Here is a 19,895-nt window from a genome sequence, read left to right as displayed (position 1 = left end):
CCGTCCGCTGCCTTTGCCGGCCGCGGTTTGGACGGGAATCTGCAGCCAGTAGCCGCTAGCTGCCCACTGTCCGGGTTGGATGTCTTCCGGCCCGGGTTCCCTGAAAGGAACGCACCCGATGCGTAAATCACTGACTCTCGTTGCCACCGGTGTGGCCGCTGCCCTGGCGCTGTCCGCCTGCGGAGGCTCCGATACCTCCAGCGAATCCGTTGACACTCTGGATCCGGCGAACCCGGTAACCCTGACGGTGGGTGCCAGCCCGCTGCCGCAGGGCCAGATCCTGGAGTATGTGGCCGACAACTTCGCGGCCGACGCCGGCCTCGAACTGGATATCAAGGAATTCGATGACTACGTCACGCCGAATATCGCCCTGAACGACGGCTCGCTGGATGCGAACTACTACCAGCACCTGCCGTACTTTGAATCCCAGGTTGAATCCCAGGGGTACGACTTTGAGCACGGCGCCGGCGTTCACGTTGAGCCGTACGCCGTGTTCTCGGAAAAACTGACGGACATCTCCGCCGTTGGCGACGGCGCCCGCGTGGCCATCACCAACGACCCCTCCAACCAGGCCCGTGCCCTGACCCTGCTGCAGGAAGCCGGGCTGCTGGAGAACATCCAGGCTGACGCTTCGGTGCTCGCCCTGACGGACGAGCAGAATCCCAAGGGCCTGGACTTCGTGGAGAACCAGCCGGAGCTGCTGGTCAACGACCTCAGTGATCCCACTGTGGACCTGGCCATCCTCAACGGCAACTACATCTTGGCTGCCGGTCTGAGCACCGATGACGCCCTGCTGGTGGAATCTGTCGAGGACAACCCGTATGCCAACTTCCTGGCCTGGAAGACCGGCGCCAAGGATGCCCGGATCGACAAGCTCGAAGAGCTGCTGCACTCCCCCGAGGTCAAGGCATACATTGAAAAGACCTGGCCCAACGGTGACGTGACCGCCGCCTTCTAGCAGCAGTCAACAGCCACAAACAAAGAACCCCGCACGTCCCGAAAGGGAGGTGCGGGGTTCTTATGCGTTGGGCCTACGGCTGTGCGTCGGCGGCAGCCTTGGCGGCCGCCGGAAGGGCAGCGTAGATGCGTTCCATCGCGGCGTCGTCGTGCGCGCCGGACAGGAACCAGGCCTCAAAGACCGACGGCGGCAGGTAGACACCGCTCTCCAGCATGGAGTGGAAGAAGGGCTTGTACCGGAAGGCTTCCTGCGCCTGGGCCTGCTCATAGTTGTGCACGCCTGTGGCGGAGGTGCCGAAAGCAACGCTGAAGAGGCTGCCGGCCCGCTGGATGCTGTGGTCCACACCGGCATCGGTCAGGGCGGCGGACACCGCGGCGGAGAGCTCGGCGGAGCGTGCATCCACGGTGGCGTAGACCTCAGCGGTGGCGGCCTTGAGCGTGGCAACACCGGCAGCCATGGCGATCGGGTTGCCGGAGAGGGTGCCGGCCTGGTAGACCGGGCCCAGCGGGGCCAGATAGTCCATGACGTCGGCGCGGCCGCCCAGAGCGGCGACGGGCATGCCGCCGCCAATGACCTTGCCGAACGTGAACAGGTCCGGTGTCCAGCCTTCCTTCGCGCCGGTGAGGCCCCAGTAGCCGGCCGGACCCGTGCGGAAGCCGGTGAGGACCTCGTCCAGGATCAGCAGGGCGCCGTTTTCGGCGGTGATGCGGGACAGGGCCGCGTTGAAGCCCGGCGCCGGAGTCACCACACCCATGTTGGCCGGAGCCGCTTCGGTGATGACGGCGGCAATGTCCGCGCCGTGTTCGGCAAAGGCCTTCTCAACGGCAGCGACGTCGTTGTACGGCAGCACCAGCGTCTCCGCGGCGGTGGCAGCGGTGACGCCTGCGGAGCCCGGAAGCGCCAGGGTGGCCAGTCCGGAGCCGGCGGAGGCCAGCAGTCCGTCCAGGTGGCCGTGGTAGCAGCCGGCGAACTTGATGATCAGGTTCCGGCCGGTATAGCCGCGGGCCAGCCGGACGGCGGTCATGGTCGCTTCGGTGCCGGTGGAAACCATGCGCAGGCGCTTCACTCCCGGCACCCGGTCCATGACCAGCTGTGCCAGTTCGGCCTCGGCCGGGGTGGAGGCGCCGAAGGACAGCCCGTTGTCGACGGCGGCATGCACGGCGGCGATGACGTCCGGGTGGGAGTGCCCCACCAGGGCCGGCCCCCAGGAGCAGACAAGGTCCACGTATTCGCGGCCTTCGGAGTCCGTGATGTACGGGCCCTTGGCGGAGACCATGAAGCGCGGCGTTCCGCCCACAGAGCCGAAGGCCCGGACCGGTGAGTTCACGCCGCCGGGCATCAGTGCCCGGGCGCGGTCGAAGAGTTCTTCGGAGGAAGACGGTGAGACAGGAGAGGACATTACTTGCTTTCCTTCAGCCAGGCCGCCAGTTCGGTGGCCCAGTAGGTGAGAATCATGTTCGCGCCAGCCCGCTTGATGCCCAGGACGGACTCTTCGATGGACCGGCGGCGGTCAATCCAGCCGTTGGCGGCGGCGGCTTCAATCATCGCGTACTCGCCGGAGATCTGGTAGGCGCCCACCGGGACCGGGGACATGGCGGCCACGTCAGCCAGCACATCCAGGTAGCTCATGGCCGGCTTGACCATCACCATGTCCGCGCCTTCTTCAAGGTCCAGTTCCACTTCGAGAAGGGCTTCGCGACGGTTCGCGGCATCCATCTGGTAGGTGCGGCGGTCGCCCTGCAGCTGGGAATCCACAGCTTCGCGGAACGGGCCGTAGAACGCCGAGGCGTACTTGGCTGCGTAGGCAAACAATGAAACATCGGTGAAACCGGCCTCGTCCAGGGCCTGGCGGATCACGGCGATCTGGCCGTCCATCATGCCGGAGGGGCCCAGGACGTGCGCACCGGCGCGTGCCTGCTCCACAGCCATCCGCCCGTAAATCTCCAAGGTGGTGTCATTGTCCACCACGCCGTTTTCATCCAGCACGCCGCAGTGTCCGTGGTCCGTGAATTCGTCCAGGCAGACGTCACTCATGATGACCAGGTCATCGCCGACTTCCTCGCGGACAGCGGCAATGCCGCGGTTCAGGATGCCGTTGGGGTCCGTGCCGGCACTGCCGACGGCGTCGCGCTCTGCGGGAATGCCGAAGAGCATGATCCCGCCCACGCCCAGCTCAACAGCCTCTGCGGCGGCCTTTTTCAGGGAATCCAGGGTGTGCTGGACGACGCCGGGCATGGAGGTGAGCGGGTTGGGCTCGGTAATGCCTTCGCGGACAAAGGCGGGAAGGATCAGCTCGGCCGGATCCAGCCGGTATTCGGCGGTCAGCCGGCGCATGGCGGGCGTGGTGCGGAGCCGGCGGGGACGGTGCTGGGGGAAGCTCATAGAGGTAAATCTGCCTTCCGGTAATGATGGGGAACTAGTTTGTAGGACCCGTAGACATAGCAACAGACAGTGCCCGCGCTATTCCCTCAGGGGTTGGCTGGTCCGCCACTGCATCCGCGGGCATGCCGAGTTCAGCCATTTGCGCGGCGGTGCTGTCCCCGATGGCAACGAGCACGGTGCCCGGCGGCACGGGCGCACAGAGCCGAAGGAACCGGCGGACGATGCTTGGTGAGGTCAGCACCACGGCCCGGGGGCCGGCAGGTGCGGCGGCGGCGAATTCCTGCGGCGTCATCAGGAGGTCTCCGCCGGAGGGGCCGGCATCGGCGGCCGGAGTAAAACGGACGCCCGTGGCGGGATAATCCACGGTGCAGTATGCGGTCACGGCGCGGACGTCCCATCCCAGGGAAGTCAGGGCCTCGCGGAGAGCAGGGTCCGCCAGGTTTGCCTGCGGCAGCAGGATGCGCAGTGCCCCGCCCTCGGGGTCGGAGTCCTCGGGGTGCGGCCAGGATTCAGCGAGTCCGCGCGCGGATTGGTCGCCCTCGGGCATCAGGTCAAGGTCCAGCCCAATGTCCTCCAGCGCCGTCCGCGTTCCGCTGCCGACAGCGGCGATGCGCGTGCCGGCGGGAATCACCGAGGCCGCCGGCAGGCCCAGGGCAGCGCAGCGCCGCACCATCGCCCGCACCGTGGTCACGCTGGTGAAGATCACCCAGGCGAACCGTCCGGAGCGCAGGGACCGAAGCGCGCCGTCCAGCTCTGCCGTGTCATCGGGGAACTGGAAATCGATCAGCGGCATCAGGGACACTTTCGCCCCGCAGGCCGCCAGTTCGGCGGTCATTGCGGCGGCGCGGTCCGGGGTGCGCGGCAACACGACATTCAGCCCGGCCAGATTTGGCCGCGTTTCCTGCTGCTCCGGCATGTCAGCGGCTCCCGGTCAAGGACATTAGCTGACTGCGAGATCCGTCAGGGATGCTGCGCCGGCGGCGAGCAGGTCCTCGGCCAGGCGGATGCCCAGGGCCCGGGCACCGTCTTCGCCGAGTTCGGCGGTGGCGGCCGAACGCCGCAGCACCTTACCGCCGTCGTCACTGCAGACCACTGCTTCCAGGTGCAGGCGCTCGTCGGTCAGGGTGGCAAGCGCGCCGATGGGAGCGGTGCAGCCGGCTTCCAGCCGGTTCAGCAGCGCCCGCTCGGCAGTCACCGTCAGACGGGAGGCGTTGTTGTCATAGACGGCCAGCGCTCGGCTCAGCGGACCTTCCGCGGCATCGGCGGTGCGGCATTCCACGGCCAGCGCGCCCTGGCCCGGGGCTGGCAGCATGACGGAGGGGTCCAGGAATTCGGAAACCATCGCCAGCCGGCCCAGGCGGGCCAGTCCCGCGGCAGCCAGCACGACGGCGTCGAGGTCGCCGGGGGCGCCCTCAACCAGCCCTGCCACGCGTCCCAGGCGGGTGTCCACGTTGCCGCGGATGTCCACGACCTCAAGATCAGGACGTGCCGAACGCAGCTGCGCGGCACGCCGCGGCGATCCGGTGCCCACGCGCGCACCGGCCGGCAGTTGGGCCAGGGTCAGGCCATCGCGGGCGCACAGCGCGTCGCGCACGTCCACCCGCGCCGGGATGGCGCCGATGGTGAGGCCGTCCGCTGGCCCGGTGGGCAGGTCCTTGAGGGAGTGCACGGCGACGTCGCAGTCTCCGCGCAGCAGCGAGTCCCGCAGCGCGGCCACGAATACGCCGGTGCCGCCAATCTGGGACAGTGCCGCGCGGTTGATGTCACCCTCGGTCCGGACCCGGACCAGCTCAACGTCAAAGCCTCCCAGTTCAGCAAGCGCGTTGGCCACCGTGGTGGTCTGGGTGACGGCCAGGGCGCTGCCCCGGGTTCCGATCAGGACCGGCGAATGAGCCACTACTGAATCCCCACAGTGGAATCGGCGCCCGCGATGGTGGGCTTTTCGCCGCGCAGGTTGGCGCAGCAGCCGGGGCGGCAGACGTCGTACCAGGGTCCGAGCTTGGTCAGGGCCGGACGGTCGGAAATGTTGTTCTCGACGGTGCGCTCGCAGAGCAGGTCCACCAGGCCGGCAACGAAGGTGTCATGGATGCCGGGCGTGGGGGCGCGGTGCGCGGCCAGGCCCAGTTCCTTGCAGGTGTCCATTGCCTCGGTGTCCAGGTCCCAAAGGACCTCCATGTGGTCGCTGACAAAACCGAGCGGCACGATGACGACGCCCTGGACGCCCTTGGCCGGAAGCTCGGCGATGGCGTCATTGATGTCCGGTTCCAGCCAGGGGGTGTGCGGGGATCCGGACCGGGACTGGTAGACCAGCTGCCAGTCCAGCCCGGCAGCTTCCGGAATGCGGTCCATGATGGCCCGGGCGTTGGCGAGGTGCTGTGCCACGTAGGCGCTGCCCTCTTCGAACTCGCGGTCGCGCGGGCCGGAGGCCTCGGCGTCGGCCGTGGGAATGGAGTGCGTGGAAAACAGGATCTCGACCTTCCCGTCTGCCTTGCCCGCAGCGGCGAGCTGTTCGCGGACCTGTGCCAGGGAGTCGCGGACGCCCTCCACAAACGGCTCCACGAAGCCCGGGTGGTCAAAGTACTGGCGGACCTTGTCCACCTGGAGCTTCTTGTCCAGTCCGGTGGCGAGCAGGTTCATGCCCAGGTCCTCGCGGTACTGGCGGCAGCTGGAGTACGAGGAGTACACGCTGGTGGTGACCATCAGCAGGCGGCGGTAGCCGGTGTCATAGGCTTCCTGCAGCACGTCCTTGATGTACGGGGCCCAGTTGCGGTTTCCCCAGAGCACCGGTGTGTCGATGCCGCGGCGCTTCAGCTCACCCTCGAGGGCTGCCTTCAGCGCGCGGTTCTGCTCATTGATCGGGCTGATGCCGCCGTTGGCGCGGTAGTGGGTGGCCACTTCCTCCAGCCGCTCGTCCGGGATGCCCCGGCCGCGGGTGACGTTGCGCAGGAACGGAATGACGTCTTCCTGCCCTTCCGGACCGCCGAAGGAGGCCAGCAGGATGGCGTCGTAATGTTTTGGTTCCATCCGGCCGTTCTCGTCGACACCCTCAAGCGGGTTGAAGGAAGCGGGCTCAGCGGAGTCGTGGTTCAGGGACATCGTCATTTCAGTACCTCGGCGACCTCGGCGGCGGCAATGCGCCGGCCGGTATAGAAGGGGATTTCTTCGCGGACGTGGTTGCGGGCCTCGGTGGAGCGCAGGTGGCGCATCATGTCCACCAGGTCAACCAGGTTGGGAGCTTCCAGGCCCAGGATCCATTCCCAGTCCCCCAGTGCAAAGGAAGCCACCGTGTTGGCGAGGACCTGCGGGAATTCGCGGCCCAGCATGCCGTGGTCGCGCAGCATCTTGCCGCGTTCCTCGGCGGGCAGCAGGTACCACTCGTAGGAGCGGACAAACGGGTAGACGCAGATCCAGGCTTCCGGATCGATGCCCCGTGCGTAGGAGGGCCAGTGGTTCTTGGAGAATTCGGCGTCGCGGTGCACGCCCATGGCGGACCAGGCGATCTCCGTGCCGGTGAAGAGGCCGGAGCGGCGGATGTCGCGGACGGCGGACTGCAGGTCCTCGGCGCGGCCGCCGTGCAGCCACACCATGACGTCGGCGTCGGCACGCATCGCGGAGACGTCGTACAGTCCGCGCAGAGTTACGTGGCGATCAGCCAGTTGGGCAGCCAGCGCTTCAAAGGCCCTGACGTTTTCCTCGGAATCCTCAGCCGCTGCGGTGATTCCACCCGCGGCGGACCGCTTGAAAACGGTCCAGAGGGTAAAGAACTGTTCTTCGGTGACGGCTGTTTCTGCGGTGCTCTGACCCATGGGCTCACTCATGATTAACAGTCTGCCCTTTTGGACAGCCTTAGACGAAATACTCCACTTCTACTTCTTGTAGAAAGTGCTTAATGTCACACCCGGTCCAGCTGCTCCAGCAGGCGGGTCATCCGGGTGCGGGTATCGGCAGTGACGGCAGCCAGTCCGGTTCCCGCCAGCCAGGCACCCACCACTTCCAGGCCGGGCACTTTTTCCACTGCGGCGCGCACCGAGGCCACCCGGTCACGGTGCCCGACGGCGGCCGAGGGCAGGGCGCCGACCCAGCGGACAACGTCCCAGCCCACAACATCATCGACACCCAGGGGCACCTGCAGCAGTGCCGACGCGTCCGCCAGGGCCTGGGCAAAGAGGTCATCGTCCTTCCGGTCCACAGCGCTGGGCCGGGACGCAGCGGCAGCGTCCGCAGCGCTCAGTGCCCGCCCGTAGGAGAGCCGCAGCACGTGCGTTCCCGGTCCGGTGGAGTCGGCAAGCCACTGCCACTTGGCGGTGGCGTGGGTCAGGGCTTTGGCATCCACGCCTTCAGCGTCCGCGGCCACCAGGATCCCGGTGCCGCGGGGGTGCGCGTCCAGGTCCGGCTGGTCCACCACCAGAGTGACCAGGGCGACGCCGGGTCCGGGACCGGGGCGGGCCGCCGCCAGTTCCGGAACGCTTCCGGCCAGCAGGTCCACGGCGGAGGGGCCGTCGGTGGCGGTCACCAGAACGTCCGCGGACACCGTGGCCCCGGCGGTCGGGTCGGCTGCAGCCGGGGCAACCAGCCAGCCGCCGCCGCTGCGCCGCTCCACGGCGGCAACGGGTGTGCCGGTGCGCAGATTGACGCCCAGGGCCACCAGTTCCTTTTCCAGGGCACGGGTGAGCATGCCCATGCCTCCGGACAGTCCGGCTACAGCGGAGCCGGCGGGTGCCGAGGCACGCATGGAGGCCACTGCTGCGGCCAGGGAGCCGTGCTTGGCCAGCGCTGCGCGCAGTCCCGGCGCCACCGAGTCCACGTCCAGGACATCAGGATCCGAGGAGTACACACCGCCCACTACGGGGGCCACCAGGCGGCGCAGCACCACCTCGCCCATCCGCGCCCGGACCACTTCGCCCAGGCTCACGGTCTCCCGGCGGGCCAGGCTGCCCACGGGCAGCACCTTGTCCAGGGCTGCCCGTGCGGCCGCGGTGCGTCCAATGGCCTGGACAATTTCCGGAGCACGGGGGTCGGCCGGAATGCCCAGCAAGCCGGTCTGGGGCATCCGCTGGGCAGCGGACGGAAGGTCATCCCCGGCCAGCTGCAGCCAGGCTCCGCCCGGAACGGGAGCCACGACGGCGTCACCCAACCCCAATTCCTCAATGAGTTCAGGCACCGCCCGCGAGCGGGTGGCGAAAGATTCGGCCCCGCTGTCCAGCGTCAGCCCCGCCACCTGGTGGGTGCCCACGCACCCGCCCAGCTCGGTGCCGGCCTCAAACAGCGTCACGGCCAGGCCGCTGAGGGCCAGGTCCCGGGCTGCGATCAGTCCGGAAATACCGCCGCCCACCACTACGGCGCTGACGCGCGGCGGCGCCGGCTCTGCAGCCTCAGTCTCCACAGCGGTTTTCCGTGCTGGGGGGAAATGGGGCAGTGCCGTGGAGAAATGGGGAAGAACGGGACGGTGCGGCATGGTTACGGCTCCACCGAATGGATGAGCTCGACCACCCGCGTCAGGACGTCAGGATCCGTCTCCGGCGGAACGCCGTGGCCCAGGTTGACCACGTGGCCCGGCGCGGCGGCTCCGGCAGCCAGTACCTCACGGACGTGTGCTTCCAGGACCGGCCAGGGAGCGTTCAGCAGCGCGGGGTCAATGTTGCCCTGGAGCGGCGTGGTCCCGCCGAGGCGGCGGTTGGCTTCATCCAGCGGCAGCCGGTAATCCACGCCCACCACGTCCACGCCGACGTCGCGCATGGCACCGAGCAGCTCGGAGGTGCCTGTGCCGAAATGCACCAGAGGCGCTCCGAGGTCCCGGACATGATCCAGCGCACGGGCCGAGGCCGGGGCCACATGGGCGGTGTAGTCAGCCAGGCCCAGCGAGCCGGCCCAGGAGTCGAAGAGCTGCCCTGCGCTTGCCCCTGCTTCAAGCTGCGCACGCAGGAACATCCCGGAGGCATCGGCCGCCCACCGGGTGAGGGCGCTCCAGGCTTCGGGGTCAGCATGCATCATGGTGCGCGGACCGAGGTGGTCACGGGACGGCTTGCCCTCCACCATGTAGGCGGCCAGCGTGAAGGGGGCACCGGCAAAACCGATCAGCGGCGTTTTTCCCAGCTCCGCCACGGTGAGCCGGACAGCCTCACGGATGGGTTCCAGCGCCTCCTCGGTCAGGACAGGCAGGGCAGCAACGTCCGCTGCGGTGCGCACCGGGGTCCCCAGGACGGGTCCCACGCCGGGAACAATGTCCACGTCCACGCCGGCCAGCTTGAGCGGAATGACGATGTCCGAGAAGAAGATGCCGGCATCGACGTCGTGCCGGCGGACCGGCTGCAGGGTGATTTCCGAAGCCAGCGCCGGATCCAGGCAGGAATCCAGCATGGCGATGCCCTGCCGGAGCTTGCGGTATTCCGGCAGCGACCTTCCGGCCTGGCGCATGAACCAGACCGGCCGGCGGGACGGAGTTCCACCCCGGTATGCCGTTATCAGGGGGGAATCGGCCGTGCGGCCATCCATGAGCGGATGAGAGGCGCTAAGAGTCATACCCTGATTCTCTCCAAAATTCTTCGTGAAGGATAACCGGGCGGTCCTGACGAGCCTTTCCGTAGCTTTACGGTGACGGGAAACACGGTCCAAAAGGGCCCAGGTAAGGGCGTCCTATTGGGGTGATTCCGACGACGGTGGCTAGTATTGAGGCACTGTGGTTCTACTTTCACTTATTGCGACGCACTCCGATGTTGATCTGGAAACCGTTGCCCGCCTCAGCGCCGGCGCCTCCCAGGTCTCTTCCTCCCTGCTAGAAACCGGATCGGCGGTGACCGGATCCGTGGTCCTGGCCACCTGCAACCGGTTTGAGGTCTACTGCGAGGCCAAGTCGGAGGCGGACATTGAAGCAGCCCGCTCTGCCGTCGTCGCAGAAATCAGCCGTCACTCCGGACTCACCAAGGATCTGGTGTCCCGCTCCTTCGCCACGAATACCGGCGAATCAGTGGCGAAGCACCTTTTCGCCGTTGGAGCCGGGCTGGACTCCGCCGTCGTGGGCGAACGCGAAATCGCCGGCCAGGTCCGGCGGGCCCTGATCGAAGCCCAGGAAAAAGGCACCGCCAGCGGCGGCCTGACCCGGCTTTTCCAGACAGCCTCACGCACAGCCAAAGATGTTGGAGCACTGACAGCCCTCGGCAAACGGGGGCTTTCCATTGTGTCCGTGGCGCTGGAGCTGGCCACCGACCTGTCCATGGACGCGGACTGGTCCGCCAAGGATGTTGTGGTGTTCGGCACCGGCGCCTATGCCGGAGCCACCATGGCCCTGCTCAAGGAGCGCGGCTGCACCCGCGTCAGCGTCTATTCCTCCTCGGGCCGCGCCGAGTCCTTCACCGCGTCGCGCGGCGGCACTCCGCTGACCCGTGAATCGCTGCCGGCAGCGCTGGCTGCAGCGGACGTCGTAATTGGCTGCAGCGGCAGCGAAAGCCAGGTGGGAGCCAAGGACATCCGCCGCGTCCGCTCCGCCAGCAACAAGCCGCTGATCATCATCGACCTCGCCCTGACCCACGACTTCGACCCCGATGTCCGCGAAGTGGACGGCGTAGACCTGATCACTTTGGAGTCCGTGCGGCTGGCGGCCCCGGCCGAACAGGCCGAATCGCTCAAGCAGGCCAGCGGCATTGTGGCCGACGCAGCCAAGGCCTTCTCCGAGCTCCAGCTGAGCCGCCAGATGGACTCCGCCATTGTGGCCCTGCGCCGGCATACCCTGAACGTCCTGGATTCCGAGCTGGAAAAGGTGCGTGCCCAGCACGGCTGCACCGGTGCGGCGGAGGAAGTTGAGTTCGCCATGCGCCGCATGGTCAAGCAGCTCCTGCACGTTCCCACTGTCCGTGCCCGTGAACTTGCGGCCAGCGGGCAGCAGGATGACTACATCAAGGGCCTTGAGGCCCTGTTTGGAATCACCCCTGACCAGCCGGTGGAACGCCGGCGCCCGGCATCGCCCCACGCAGAACACGGAAGGCCCGACGCCGGCTCCTCCGCGTCCGAAGACGGCACGGACACCGCCGCCTCCGCCTGAACCAGGCCCGGAATCCGTAAAGGGGTTTCGGAATCAGTACAGGGTTTTCGCAGGTTCGATGTCTCGCACCCATTCCAGGATTCCGCCGGAAACGTTGAACACCCGCTCGTAACCCTGGCTTATGAGGAACGCTGCCACTTCCGCTGAGCGCCCGCCGGATTTGCAGTGCACGTACAGGTCTCGGCCGCGCTCGGGAAGACTTTCCCCGGAGAGTATTCCGGACCGCGGCATCAGCACCGAGCCGTCGATGCTCACGATGGCGTATTCCCCGGGCTCCCGGACATCCAGCAGATCAAAGTCCCGCTCCCCCGCGGTCCGGGCTGCGAGCAGCTGCTGCAGTTCCCGAACGCCGACGGCGGGAACCTCCTCCCGGCTGTCCTCGCTTCCGGCGTTGGCCGGCAGCCCGCAGAAAGCGTCATAATCCGCTTCCAGCTCCGTCACCGGCACCGCTGCCGGGTCCTTGCGGACCCGGATTTCGCGCCAGGACATGTCCAGGGCATTGAGCACCAGGACCCGGCCCAGCAGCGTTACTCCGGTGCCGGTGATCAGTTTGACGGCTTCATTGACCATGACAGCGCCAATCTGGGCGCAGAGCACGCCCAGCACCCCGCCTTCAGCACAGGAAGGTACCGAACCGGCCGGCGGAGCCTCGGGATAGAGGTCCCGGTAGGTGGGCCCGTGCCGGCCCCAAAACACGCTGACCTGGCCGTCAAAGCGCAGGATTGAACCCCAGACATAGGGTTTGCCGAGGATCTCCGCCGCGTCATTGACCAGATACCGGGTTGCGAAGTTGTCGGTGCCGTCCAGGATCAGGTCATAGTCCGCGAAGATCTCCAGGGCATTCGTGACGTCCAGGCGCACCGTGTGCAGCCGGACGTGCACCAGGGGATTGAGTTCATGGATGCTGCGGCGCGCGGACTCGGCCTTGGAGCTGCCCACGTCGGACACTCCGTGGATGATCTGGCGCTGCAGGTTGGAGGCGTCCACGGCGTCGTCGTCGACAATGCCCAGGGTTCCCACTCCTGCGGCGGCAAGATAAAGCAGCGCAGGAGATCCGAGTCCGCCGGCGCCGATGACCAGGACACGGGCATTCTTCAGCCGCTGCTGGGCCGGCATGCCAAACTCCGGAATGATCAGGTGCCGTGAATAGCGCAGTGTTTCCTCGTCCGTCAGTCCGGCCGCGGGTTCCACCAGCGGCGGCAGCGCTGTGCTTGGCTCACTCATGACTCCCAATCTAGTCCCCAAACGTGCTGCGGAACCTGTTGGACGCAGTACCCGTGGGTAAACTGGGGGCTATTGTCCGGCCACCTTGGCCCGCAGCCCTTGAGAGGTCCGTACACGTGAGCAACCAGCAAACCGGCAAGTCGACCAGGCTCCCCCGGGAGGAACGCCGGCGCCAGTTGCTGAGTGCCGCGCAGGAAGTCTTCGTCAGCAACGGCTTTCACGGTGCGGCCATGGATGACATCGCGGAGGCAGCCCGGGTCAGCAAACCGGTTCTCTACCAGCATTTCCCGGGCAAGCGGGAACTGTATCTGGCGCTGCTGGAGGATCATCTGGGAACCCTGACGGAGTTCCTCACCACTGCCTTGAACTCCACTACGGACAACAAACTGCGGGTGCGGGAAACCATGCGGGCGTACTTCCGTTTCGTAGCCCAGGACAGCCAGGGCCACCGGCTGGTTTTTGAGTCCGATCTGACGAATGACCTGGAAATTAGCGCACGAATCGAAGAATTCAATGCGCGCTTCGCGGCCAGCATCGCCGGCGTCATTGCCGAGGACACCAAGCTCTCCCCCGTGGAGGCAACCCTGCTGGGGCGTGCGCTGGCTGGAATGGCGCAGGTCAGCGCCCGTTATTGGCTCGAGACGGACGGAGACCTGGACATCGATGCGGCCTCCGAACTTGTCTATCGTTTAGCTTGGCGCGGAATCAGCCGGTTCCCCAAGGAAATCTAGAGTAGATTTTTCAGCAGCTACGTTTCGTTAATACAGGAGGCACCACGGTGGAAGTAAAAATCGGCATTCAGAATGTTGGCCGGGAAATCGTCTTTGAGTCGAGCCAGAGCGCTGACGCCGTTGCCGACGTCGTGGCGGAGGCCCTGAACGGCCAGAAGGAACTGCGGTTGAAGGATGACAAGGGCCGCCTCATCATGGTTCCCGCGGGAGTCATCGGCTATGTGGAAATCGGCGCCGAAGAGGTCCGCCGCGTCGGTTTCGGCGCCCTGTAGGTTTCTTCGTTATTCAGCGCGGGTCCGCAGATGAGGACCTGCACACTGCGTCCCGTCGCACAGGAGTCCGGACAATGATCAGCCTGGTGGTTGCTGCGCTCGCCGCACTGTCGGCTGGTTTCCTGATCCGGGCGCTGGACCGCCGCCGGTCCCGCTATGGAGTTTTCCTGCTCCCGGGGGTCTGCGTGGCTGCTGCCATGGTGCTGTGGGTTTTGCTGCAGCTGGGAGGCACCGGATCGGATCCGGATCTTCATTGGCTTGTGTGGGCATTGCCGCCCTGTGCCGGCGCGGTGGCCGCAGTCATTACGGCGCTGGCGGTTGCTCCCCGGCGCGAAGCGCGGGACACCGCCGAACTCGAGCGGGTGCTGCGCCTCTAGTTGTCCCGGTTCAGCTGCCGGCTCCGGTGTTTCCCGGGCCGGCAGCGAGCAGGGCCCCAAGTTCGCGTGCCAGGACTGCAGCGGCCGCTTTCTGACCGGCGGCTGTGAAATGCCGGCCGTCAGGCTCAAGATAGCCGCCCAGCCCAAACCTGCTCCACCAGTTCCCCACGCTCAGGAACTCCACCCCGTGTTTCGAGGCCACTTCGCCCAGCAGCGAGTCCACTGCAGTGCGCTGGCTTCCGAAGGCATCGCTGCCGGAGGAAATGACCCCGATCATCACTAAGCGGGAGTGCGGATAGGTGCGGCGGACTTCGCCGATCATGCGAGCCGCCTCGGCAGCAATCTCCGCATCTGTTCCCCTCCCGGCATCATTTCCTCCGCCCTGGAGGACCACCAATTTGGGGTTGCCCCACGGCAGCAGCCACTGCTGCGTGGTTAAGGCGGTGTAATAGTTGCCCACGGTGCCATTGCCCGCGATATAGCCCGTACCGCCGGCGCCCCGCAGGTACGTCCGGTAGCCGAGCCCGGCCAGCCCCAGGTCCATCCAGCTGCCGGGTCCGGCCTGCGAGTCGCCGATGACGACGGCCGATCCGGCGACGTTGGCTTCCAGGGTCATGATCCGGTTCAATTCCGGCACACGGATCAGAGCACCATGCTCAAAGTCGGTGCGGTACACCCCGGCGCTGCTGTATTCGGAGCCCGACGGCCGTCCCAGATATGCAAAGTCCTCCCGCCGGCTCAGCTCATCCACCGATTTGTTCAGGGTCACGGCTCCCGTCTCGGCGGTCCAGCGGACCACTTCCGTGGGGAGCGGCCGGCTGCAGGCGACCGGTGCCGGACATGCTGCGGGCCGGTCGGGGCGGGCGGAAACTTCCGAACCTGTCCCCAGTTTTCCGACGGCGCCTAGGTCCTGCCGGCCGGACATGGAAAGCCTTTCCTCGGCCTCGGCGGCCACCTGCCCGTCTCCTGCCTCGGCCTGCACCGAAACGCGCTGCTCATCCGGCCGCGGGGCAGAGCTGTCCATCGACGCTCCCGACACGGACAGTGCCGCTGCGCAGGCATACAACACAGTGCGCTTCAAGACAGTGCGCTTCAAGACAGTGCGTTTCAAGGCAGATTTGCCGGCCATGCCGTCCCCCAAAGACTGTCCCCCCGGGGACGATAAGGTTTCGCCGGCGATCCTGACCGGCTTCGGGCCGGGGAGAAGAGTCCCCACCCGACGGGCACAGCGTATACCCGCCGCCGCCCGGCTCAGGTGCGCCGCGCCAGCGCCGGAACAGCGGATTCTTTCTGCTAGGCGGTGAGTCCCAGCCGGCTCATTCGGCGCGAATGGTTGCGGGTCATCGCAGCGAACATCGGCTTCAGCTCATCCTCGCAGAGTCCCTGGTCCGTTCCCTGCAGCAGCCCGCCCAGGACCGCGCGTTCCAGGACCACGCGCTGGGCCTGAGTCAGTGCCTCGCCCACCAGCCGGCGGCCCCACAAGGCGAGCCGGGAAGCAAGCCTCGGGTCATCAGAGAGCGCCTGCTGGAGCCTGGCTTCCAGGATGTCGCCCGCGGGCTGCGGCTCCTGAAGCCCCAGCACCAGCTCGGCCGTCAGTGCATCCAGCCGGGAGGCGATCTGCTGGTAGAAGTCATCGGAGATGGCCTCGGTGACGTAGAACTTCATCAGCGACTCAAACCAGTCCGCCGGCCTGGTCCGGTCGTGGAAGGCATCCAGCGACGCCTGGAACGGCAGCATTGCCGTCTCGGGGTCGATTCCCAGCGTTCGCAGGTGCCCGGTGACGCGCTCAAAATGCTCGTATTCGCGCACCGCCAGTCCACCCAGAACCGTGCGGTCGTGCAGCGTCGGGGAAAACCTGGCATCGGAGGACATGCGTTCAAATGCAGAAAGCTCCCCGTAAGCCATGACTCCAAAAAGATCAGCCAGGAACCGGTGGTACATGCCGCCCGCAACCGGCTGGGAAGTAACGGAATCAAGCTCGGTAGGAGTCCGGTGTGTCATGGAACCCAGCGTACCGCCGCGGGCGGACGAAACCCGCAGCGGCGAATCCGTGCCGCCGGGCCGTTCACGGCGGATCTGACGCTCAGCGCGCCTGCGCCGCCAATGCGCAGTCACCGCCGCCCACCGGGTAGACTTAAAGGGTAGTAATGGATGCCCGGTCGTCTTACACATCTCTGAAAGACCTTAGCCAGACCCGCAATACCTACGCGATCTTGATATTTTTGGCCGTCGCCCGTGCCCGATGCACCGCGGCGGACCTGCAGTTGTTAGCCCGCGATCGGCTTCCGCTGGACGCATCCTGCGCGCGCCATTAGCTCCGGTATGGGCTTCCACAGCCACTCGTTGAGCATGGTGCCGCGATGCCTAACTGAACGGTATTTAATTGAACTCTGAACTCTCCCAGGTAGACGAAACCCGGCACCTCACCGCTGATGACAGCAATGAAGCTTTGAACGTGGCCGAAACGCTTGCCACTTCGCAGGCAGCGGCCATTATCCCGGAACTGACGTTCGCAGACTTTGGTGTCCGCTCCGACATCGTGCAGTCCCTCTCCGAGGCCGGGATTACGCATCCCTTCCCGATCCAGTCAATGACGCTGCCCGTTGCACTGGGCGGCCATGACATCATCGGCCAGGCCAAGACCGGTACCGGCAAAACGCTCGGGTTCGGCATTCCCGCCATCCAGCGGGTGATCGCGCCCGACGACGAAGCGTACGCGTCCCTCGCCGTTCCCGGTGCTCCCCAGGCCCTGATCGTGGTCCCCACCCGTGAACTGGCAGTCCAGGTGGCCGGGGATCTGTCCACCGCTGCAAAGCGCCGCGGTGCCCGCATCGTCACGATCTACGGCGGCCGTGCCTACGAACCCCAGATCGAGGCCCTCACCGCCGGCGTGGAAATCGTCGTTGGTACTCCGGGACGCCTGATCGACCTGTACAACAAGAAGCACCTTTCGCTGAAGAACGTACGCATTGTGGTCCTTGACGAAGCCGACGAGATGCTGGACCTCGGCTTCCTGCCGGACGTTGAAACGCTGATGGCTGCTACTCCGGCAGTACGCCAGACCCTGCTGTTCTCGGCCACCATGCCCGGCGCCGTCGTCGCCATGGCCCGCCGCTACATGACCAAGCCCACGCATATCCGGGCAGCGGATCCCGATGATGAAGGCATGACCAAGAAGGACATCCGCCAGGTTGTCTACCGTGCCCACAACTTGGACAAGAGCGAAGTTGTGTCTCGGATCCTGCAGGCCGAGGGCCGCGGCCGCACCATCATCTTCACCAAGACCAAGCGCACCGCTGCCAAGCTCACCGAAGAGCTGACGGACCGCGGCTTTGCCGTCGCCGCCATGCACGGAGACCTGGGCCAGGGCGCCCGTGAGCAGGCTATGCGGGCCTTCCGCAACGAAAAGGTGGACGTGCTGGTGGCTACCGACGTTGCCGCCCGCGGCATCGACGTCGACGACGTCACCCACGTCATCAACTACCAGTGCCCCGAAGACGAGAAGACGTACCTGCACCGCGTAGGCCGCACCGGCCGCGCCGGCCACAAGGGAACCGCCGTCACGTTTGTGGACTGGGACGATGTTCCCCGCTGGGGCCTGATCAACAAGGCCCTGGGCCTGGACCAGGGCGAGCCGGTGGAAACGTATTCCTCCTCGCCGCACCTGTACACGGACCTGAACATTCCGGCGGGCACCAAGGGACGGCTGCCGCGCAACAAGCGCACGCACGCGGGCATCGACGCGGAGAAGATTGAGGACCTGGGCGAGACCGGCAAGAAGAACGCCGCGGCTCCTGCCCGTGACGGTTCGCGTGACAGCAACCGCGGCGGAGACCGGAAACGCGCCGGCGGCACCCGCGGCGACCGCCCCCGAAGCGGCGGCGGAGACCGTGGACGCTCCGAAAAGCGAAACGATTCACGCCGTTCCGATGACCAGCAGGCAGCGCCCGCACGCACTGCCGAGGCAACTGCTGCGGCCACGGATACCGCTGCGGACCGTCCCCGCCGCAGCCGCAGCCGCACCCGCCGCCGCAACGGCGAAGTGGTGGGCAACTCAGCACCCGCAGCCGAATAGCCGGGCAGCACCACAGCCCATGAGCATTCCCCTTTGGTCACCGTCCGGCAGGTCGCTGGTGGTACACGCGGACAACGCGGTGTTCCTGCCAACCCTGCCGGACGGCGCCTTCACCATGATTTACGTGGACCCGCCCTTCAACACCGGCCGGTCCCAGCGACGCCAGCAGACCACCATGGTCCGCAACACCGACGGCAGCGGAGACCGCATCGGCTTCAAGGGCCGCAGCTACAGCACCGTCAAGGGCCTGCTGTCCAGCTACGACGACGCGTTTGAGGACTACTGGGCTTTCCTGGAGCCTCGGCTGGCGGAAGCCTGGCGGCTGCTCGCCGACGACGGGACGCTGTACGTGCACCTGGATTACCGCGAGGTGCATTACGCAAAGGTCATGCTGGATGCCCTGTTCGGCCGGGACTGTTTCCTCAACGAAATCATCTGGGCCTACGACTACGGCGGACGGGCCAAGAACCGCTGGCCCGCCAAGCACGACAACATCCTGGTCTACGTCAAGAACCCGGCCTCGTATCACTTCGACAATGCTGAAGTGGACCGCGAGCCGTACATGGCGCCGGGCCTGGTCACCCCGGAAAAGGTGGCACTGGGGAAGCTGCCCACCGACGTCTGGTGGCACACCATTGTTTCTCCCACCGGCAAGGAGAAGACCGGCTATCCCACGCAAAAGCCCGAGGGACTGCTCCGGCGCACCGTAGCTGCCAGCAGCCGTGAAGGCGACTGGGTGCTGGACTTCTTTGCCGGGTCCGGCACGCTCGGTGCCGTTGCCGCCAAGCTGAACCGCAAGTTTGTCTGCGTGGACGCCAACCCGCAGGCCATCGAGGTGATGACCAAGCGGCTCGGGCATGCGGCCGACGTCGTTTCCCTCGGCTCAGCAGCAGCGTCAGCAGCAGCCGGAGCGGTGTAGCGCCTTAGGACCGGATCACGGGCGACCCGGTGGCCCGGAGCTCGATCTGTTCCAGAACCTCGGGCGCAGTGGTGCATTCACCGAGCCGGTTGGGTTTCCCGGTTCCGTGGTAATCGCTGGAGCCGGTGACCAGCAGGGAGTTTTCCGCTGCCAGCTTCCGCAGCCAGGCACGGCCCTGATCCGGATTGTCGCGGTGGTCCACTTCCACCCCCAGGAGACCGGCGTCGATCATCTCCCGGAACGTCGGCTCACCCACCACGCGGCCCCGCGACGAGGCCACAGGGTGGGCAAACACGGGCACTCCGCCGGCTTTCCGGATCAGTTCGACGGCGCGGGCCGGGTCCGGGGCATAGTGGGCCACAAAGTAGCGTGAGCGTGCCGTAAGGATGCCGGAAAAGGCAGCCGAGCGGTTCGGGACAACGCCCGCGGCCACGAGCGCATCCGCAATGTGCGGCCGTCCGATGGTGGCCCCGGGAGCCACATGCTGCTGCACCAGCTCCCAGTCGATGGGGAAATCCTCAGAAAGACGCTGGACCATCATCTCCGCGCGGGACACCCGCGCCGACCGGGACCGGGCGATCTCTGCCAGCAGTTCCGGGCTTGCGGGGTCGTGGAGGTAGGAGAGCACATGAACGCTGATGCCTTCGCTGCTGCGGCAGGACACCTCCATCCCGGGCACCAGGGTGATGCCCAGTTCCCGTGCGGCGTCCGCAGCCTCCTGCCACCCCGCTGTGGAGTCGTGGTCCGTCAGCGCCACTGCGTCCAGCCCGGCTTCTTTGGCTGAGCGCATCACCTCCGCCGGCGGCTGGGTTCCGTCGGACACTGTCGAGTGTGTGTGCAGGTCGATTCTCACCTGATCAATCTACTTGCTCCGGCGTTTTCCGGCGGGTGGACCCGCAGGGGGAACCTTCCGGTGGTGTTT

At 66.5% G+C, this 19,895-nt stretch carries 19 protein-coding genes; 7 read left to right on the top strand and 12 right to left on the bottom strand.

Annotated elements, in window-relative coordinates:
• Positions 1 to 118 precede the first annotated feature (118 nt).
• Entirely contained in the window at positions 119 to 958 is an 840-nt protein-coding gene (locus tag ACIQXM_RS11250; protein WP_400931427.1) for a MetQ/NlpA family ABC transporter substrate-binding protein, read from the top strand.
• A gap of 73 nt (positions 959 to 1,031) precedes the next feature.
• Here the strand turns inward: ACIQXM_RS11250 and hemL are convergent, their stop codons facing one another.
• From hemL to hemE, 8 genes are all read right to left on the bottom strand, one after another.
• A complete protein-coding gene (gene hemL / locus ACIQXM_RS11245) occupies positions 1,032 to 2,357 on the bottom strand; it encodes a glutamate-1-semialdehyde 2,1-aminomutase (RefSeq protein ID WP_400931425.1) in 1,326 nt (441 codons plus the stop codon).
• On the bottom strand, positions 2,357 to 3,340 hold the full coding sequence (gene hemB, locus ACIQXM_RS11240; RefSeq protein WP_400931423.1) for a porphobilinogen synthase: 984 nt from the start codon (positions 3,338 to 3,340) through the stop codon (positions 2,357 to 2,359). Before hemB ends, hemL begins: the two co-directional genes overlap by 1 nt.
• A 34-nt stretch (positions 3,341 to 3,374) precedes the next feature.
• Entirely contained in the window at positions 3,375 to 4,256 is an 882-nt protein-coding gene (locus ACIQXM_RS11235) for a uroporphyrinogen-III synthase (protein ID WP_400931421.1), read from the bottom strand.
• A 24-nt stretch (positions 4,257 to 4,280) separates the two neighbouring features.
• Positions 4,281 to 5,237 (bottom strand): hydroxymethylbilane synthase, encoded by a 957-nt coding sequence (gene hemC, locus ACIQXM_RS11230; RefSeq protein ID WP_400931419.1) that lies wholly within the window; start codon positions 5,235 to 5,237, stop codon positions 4,281 to 4,283.
• Positions 5,237 to 6,436 (bottom strand): ferrochelatase, encoded by a 1,200-nt coding sequence (locus ACIQXM_RS11225; protein ID WP_400931902.1) that lies wholly within the window; start codon positions 6,434 to 6,436, stop codon positions 5,237 to 5,239. The genes hemC and ACIQXM_RS11225 overlap by 1 nt, the downstream gene beginning before the upstream one ends.
• Positions 6,437 to 6,438: 2 nt before the next feature.
• Positions 6,439 to 7,158, bottom strand: coding sequence for a hydrogen peroxide-dependent heme synthase (gene hemQ / locus ACIQXM_RS11220; protein WP_400931417.1), 720 nt, complete (start codon positions 7,156 to 7,158; stop codon positions 6,439 to 6,441).
• 74 nt (positions 7,159 to 7,232) lie between these two features.
• Positions 7,233 to 8,795, bottom strand: a complete 1,563-nt coding sequence (gene hemG, locus ACIQXM_RS11215; RefSeq protein ID WP_400931416.1) for a protoporphyrinogen oxidase — start codon at positions 8,793 to 8,795, stop codon at positions 7,233 to 7,235.
• Positions 8,796 to 8,797: 2 nt separating this feature from the next.
• Positions 8,798 to 9,859: a uroporphyrinogen decarboxylase gene (gene hemE, locus ACIQXM_RS11210; protein ID WP_400931413.1), complete on the bottom strand. Its 1,062-nt coding sequence runs from the start codon at positions 9,857 to 9,859 to the stop codon at positions 8,798 to 8,800.
• A gap of 157 nt (positions 9,860 to 10,016) precedes the next feature.
• Here hemE and ACIQXM_RS11205 point away from each other — a divergent pair, with 157 nt between their 5' ends.
• Positions 10,017 to 11,375, top strand: coding sequence for a glutamyl-tRNA reductase (locus ACIQXM_RS11205; RefSeq protein ID WP_400931411.1), 1,359 nt, complete (start codon positions 10,017 to 10,019; stop codon positions 11,373 to 11,375).
• A 33-nt stretch (positions 11,376 to 11,408) separates the two neighbouring features.
• Here ACIQXM_RS11205 and moeB read toward each other — a convergent pair whose 3' ends face one another.
• Positions 11,409 to 12,599 (bottom strand): molybdopterin-synthase adenylyltransferase MoeB, encoded by a 1,191-nt coding sequence (gene moeB / locus ACIQXM_RS11200; protein WP_400931409.1) that lies wholly within the window; start codon positions 12,597 to 12,599, stop codon positions 11,409 to 11,411.
• Between the two features lie 116 nt (positions 12,600 to 12,715).
• On the opposite strand from moeB, the gene ACIQXM_RS11195 reads away from it, so the two are divergent.
• The 3 genes from ACIQXM_RS11195 to ACIQXM_RS11185 all read left to right on the top strand — a co-directional run bounded on the left by ACIQXM_RS11195 (position 12,716) and on the right by ACIQXM_RS11185 (position 13,979).
• Positions 12,716 to 13,330: a TetR/AcrR family transcriptional regulator gene (locus ACIQXM_RS11195; RefSeq protein ID WP_400931407.1), complete on the top strand. Its 615-nt coding sequence runs from the start codon at positions 12,716 to 12,718 to the stop codon at positions 13,328 to 13,330.
• Positions 13,331 to 13,377: 47 nt separating this feature from the next.
• Complete coding sequence (locus tag ACIQXM_RS11190) at positions 13,378 to 13,602, top strand: DUF3107 domain-containing protein (protein ID WP_290169651.1); 225 nt, start codon at positions 13,378 to 13,380, stop codon at positions 13,600 to 13,602.
• A gap of 74 nt (positions 13,603 to 13,676) precedes the next feature.
• Complete coding sequence (locus ACIQXM_RS11185) at positions 13,677 to 13,979, top strand: hypothetical protein (RefSeq protein ID WP_400931404.1); 303 nt, start codon at positions 13,677 to 13,679, stop codon at positions 13,977 to 13,979.
• A gap of 10 nt (positions 13,980 to 13,989) precedes the next feature.
• On the opposite strand, the gene ACIQXM_RS11180 is transcribed toward ACIQXM_RS11185, so the two are convergent.
• Together ACIQXM_RS11180 and ACIQXM_RS11175 are read right to left on the bottom strand one after the other, a co-directional pair.
• The gene (locus ACIQXM_RS11180) at positions 13,990 to 15,003 is read right to left on the bottom strand and encodes an SGNH/GDSL hydrolase family protein (protein WP_400931402.1); all 1,014 of its coding nucleotides are present in this window, start codon (positions 15,001 to 15,003) and stop codon (positions 13,990 to 13,992) included.
• A 269-nt stretch (positions 15,004 to 15,272) separates the two neighbouring features.
• Complete coding sequence (locus tag ACIQXM_RS11175) at positions 15,273 to 16,094, bottom strand: ferritin-like fold-containing protein (RefSeq protein WP_400931400.1); 822 nt, start codon at positions 16,092 to 16,094, stop codon at positions 15,273 to 15,275.
• A gap of 340 nt (positions 16,095 to 16,434) precedes the next feature.
• On the opposite strand from ACIQXM_RS11175, the gene ACIQXM_RS11170 reads away from it, so the two are divergent.
• Entirely contained in the window at positions 16,435 to 18,054 is a 1,620-nt protein-coding gene (locus tag ACIQXM_RS11170; protein WP_400931900.1) for a DEAD/DEAH box helicase, read from the top strand.
• A 19-nt stretch (positions 18,055 to 18,073) separates the two neighbouring features.
• Positions 18,074 to 18,973, top strand: coding sequence for a DNA-methyltransferase (locus ACIQXM_RS11165; protein ID WP_400931398.1), 900 nt, complete (start codon positions 18,074 to 18,076; stop codon positions 18,971 to 18,973).
• A 4-nt stretch (positions 18,974 to 18,977) separates the two neighbouring features.
• Here the strand turns inward: ACIQXM_RS11165 and ACIQXM_RS11160 are convergent, their stop codons facing one another.
• Positions 18,978 to 19,826, bottom strand: a complete 849-nt coding sequence (locus tag ACIQXM_RS11160; protein ID WP_400931396.1) for a PHP domain-containing protein — start codon at positions 19,824 to 19,826, stop codon at positions 18,978 to 18,980.
• Between the last annotated feature and the right edge of the window lie 69 nt (positions 19,827 to 19,895).

Source organism: Arthrobacter sp. NPDC097144 (genome assembly GCF_044762205.1).
GTDB lineage: Bacteria > Actinomycetota > Actinomycetes > Actinomycetales > Micrococcaceae > Arthrobacter_B.
Note: the sequence above shows the minus strand (reverse complement) of the source record. Positions and strands in the feature narration are given on the sequence as shown.

Excerpts from the sequence above, each read along its gene's own strand:
- ACIQXM_RS11250 (WP_400931427.1), top strand. The coding sequence starts at position 119 with ATGCGTAAATCACTGACTCTCGTTGCCACCGGTGTGGCCGCTGCCCTG.
- hemL (WP_400931425.1), bottom strand. The coding sequence starts at position 2,357 with ATGTCCTCTCCTGTCTCACCGTCTTCCTCCGAAGAACTCTTCGACCGC.
- hemB (WP_400931423.1), bottom strand. The coding sequence starts at position 3,340 with ATGAGCTTCCCCCAGCACCGTCCCCGCCGGCTCCGCACCACGCCCGCC.
- ACIQXM_RS11235 (WP_400931421.1), bottom strand. The coding sequence starts at position 4,256 with ATGCCGGAGCAGCAGGAAACGCGGCCAAATCTGGCCGGGCTGAATGTC.
- ACIQXM_RS11225 (WP_400931902.1), bottom strand. The coding sequence starts at position 6,436 with ATGTCCCTGAACCACGACTCCGCTGAGCCCGCTTCCTTCAACCCGCTT.
- hemQ (WP_400931417.1), bottom strand. The coding sequence starts at position 7,158 with ATGAGTGAGCCCATGGGTCAGAGCACCGCAGAAACAGCCGTCACCGAA.
- hemG (WP_400931416.1), bottom strand. The coding sequence starts at position 8,795 with ATGCCGCACCGTCCCGTTCTTCCCCATTTCTCCACGGCACTGCCCCAT.
- hemE (WP_400931413.1), bottom strand. The coding sequence starts at position 9,859 with ATGACTCTTAGCGCCTCTCATCCGCTCATGGATGGCCGCACGGCCGAT.
- moeB (WP_400931409.1), bottom strand. The coding sequence starts at position 12,599 with ATGAGTGAGCCAAGCACAGCGCTGCCGCCGCTGGTGGAACCCGCGGCC.
- ACIQXM_RS11185 (WP_400931404.1), top strand. The coding sequence starts at position 13,677 with ATGATCAGCCTGGTGGTTGCTGCGCTCGCCGCACTGTCGGCTGGTTTC.
- ACIQXM_RS11180 (WP_400931402.1), bottom strand. The coding sequence starts at position 15,003 with ATGGACAGCTCTGCCCCGCGGCCGGATGAGCAGCGCGTTTCGGTGCAG.
- ACIQXM_RS11165 (WP_400931398.1), top strand. The coding sequence starts at position 18,074 with ATGAGCATTCCCCTTTGGTCACCGTCCGGCAGGTCGCTGGTGGTACAC.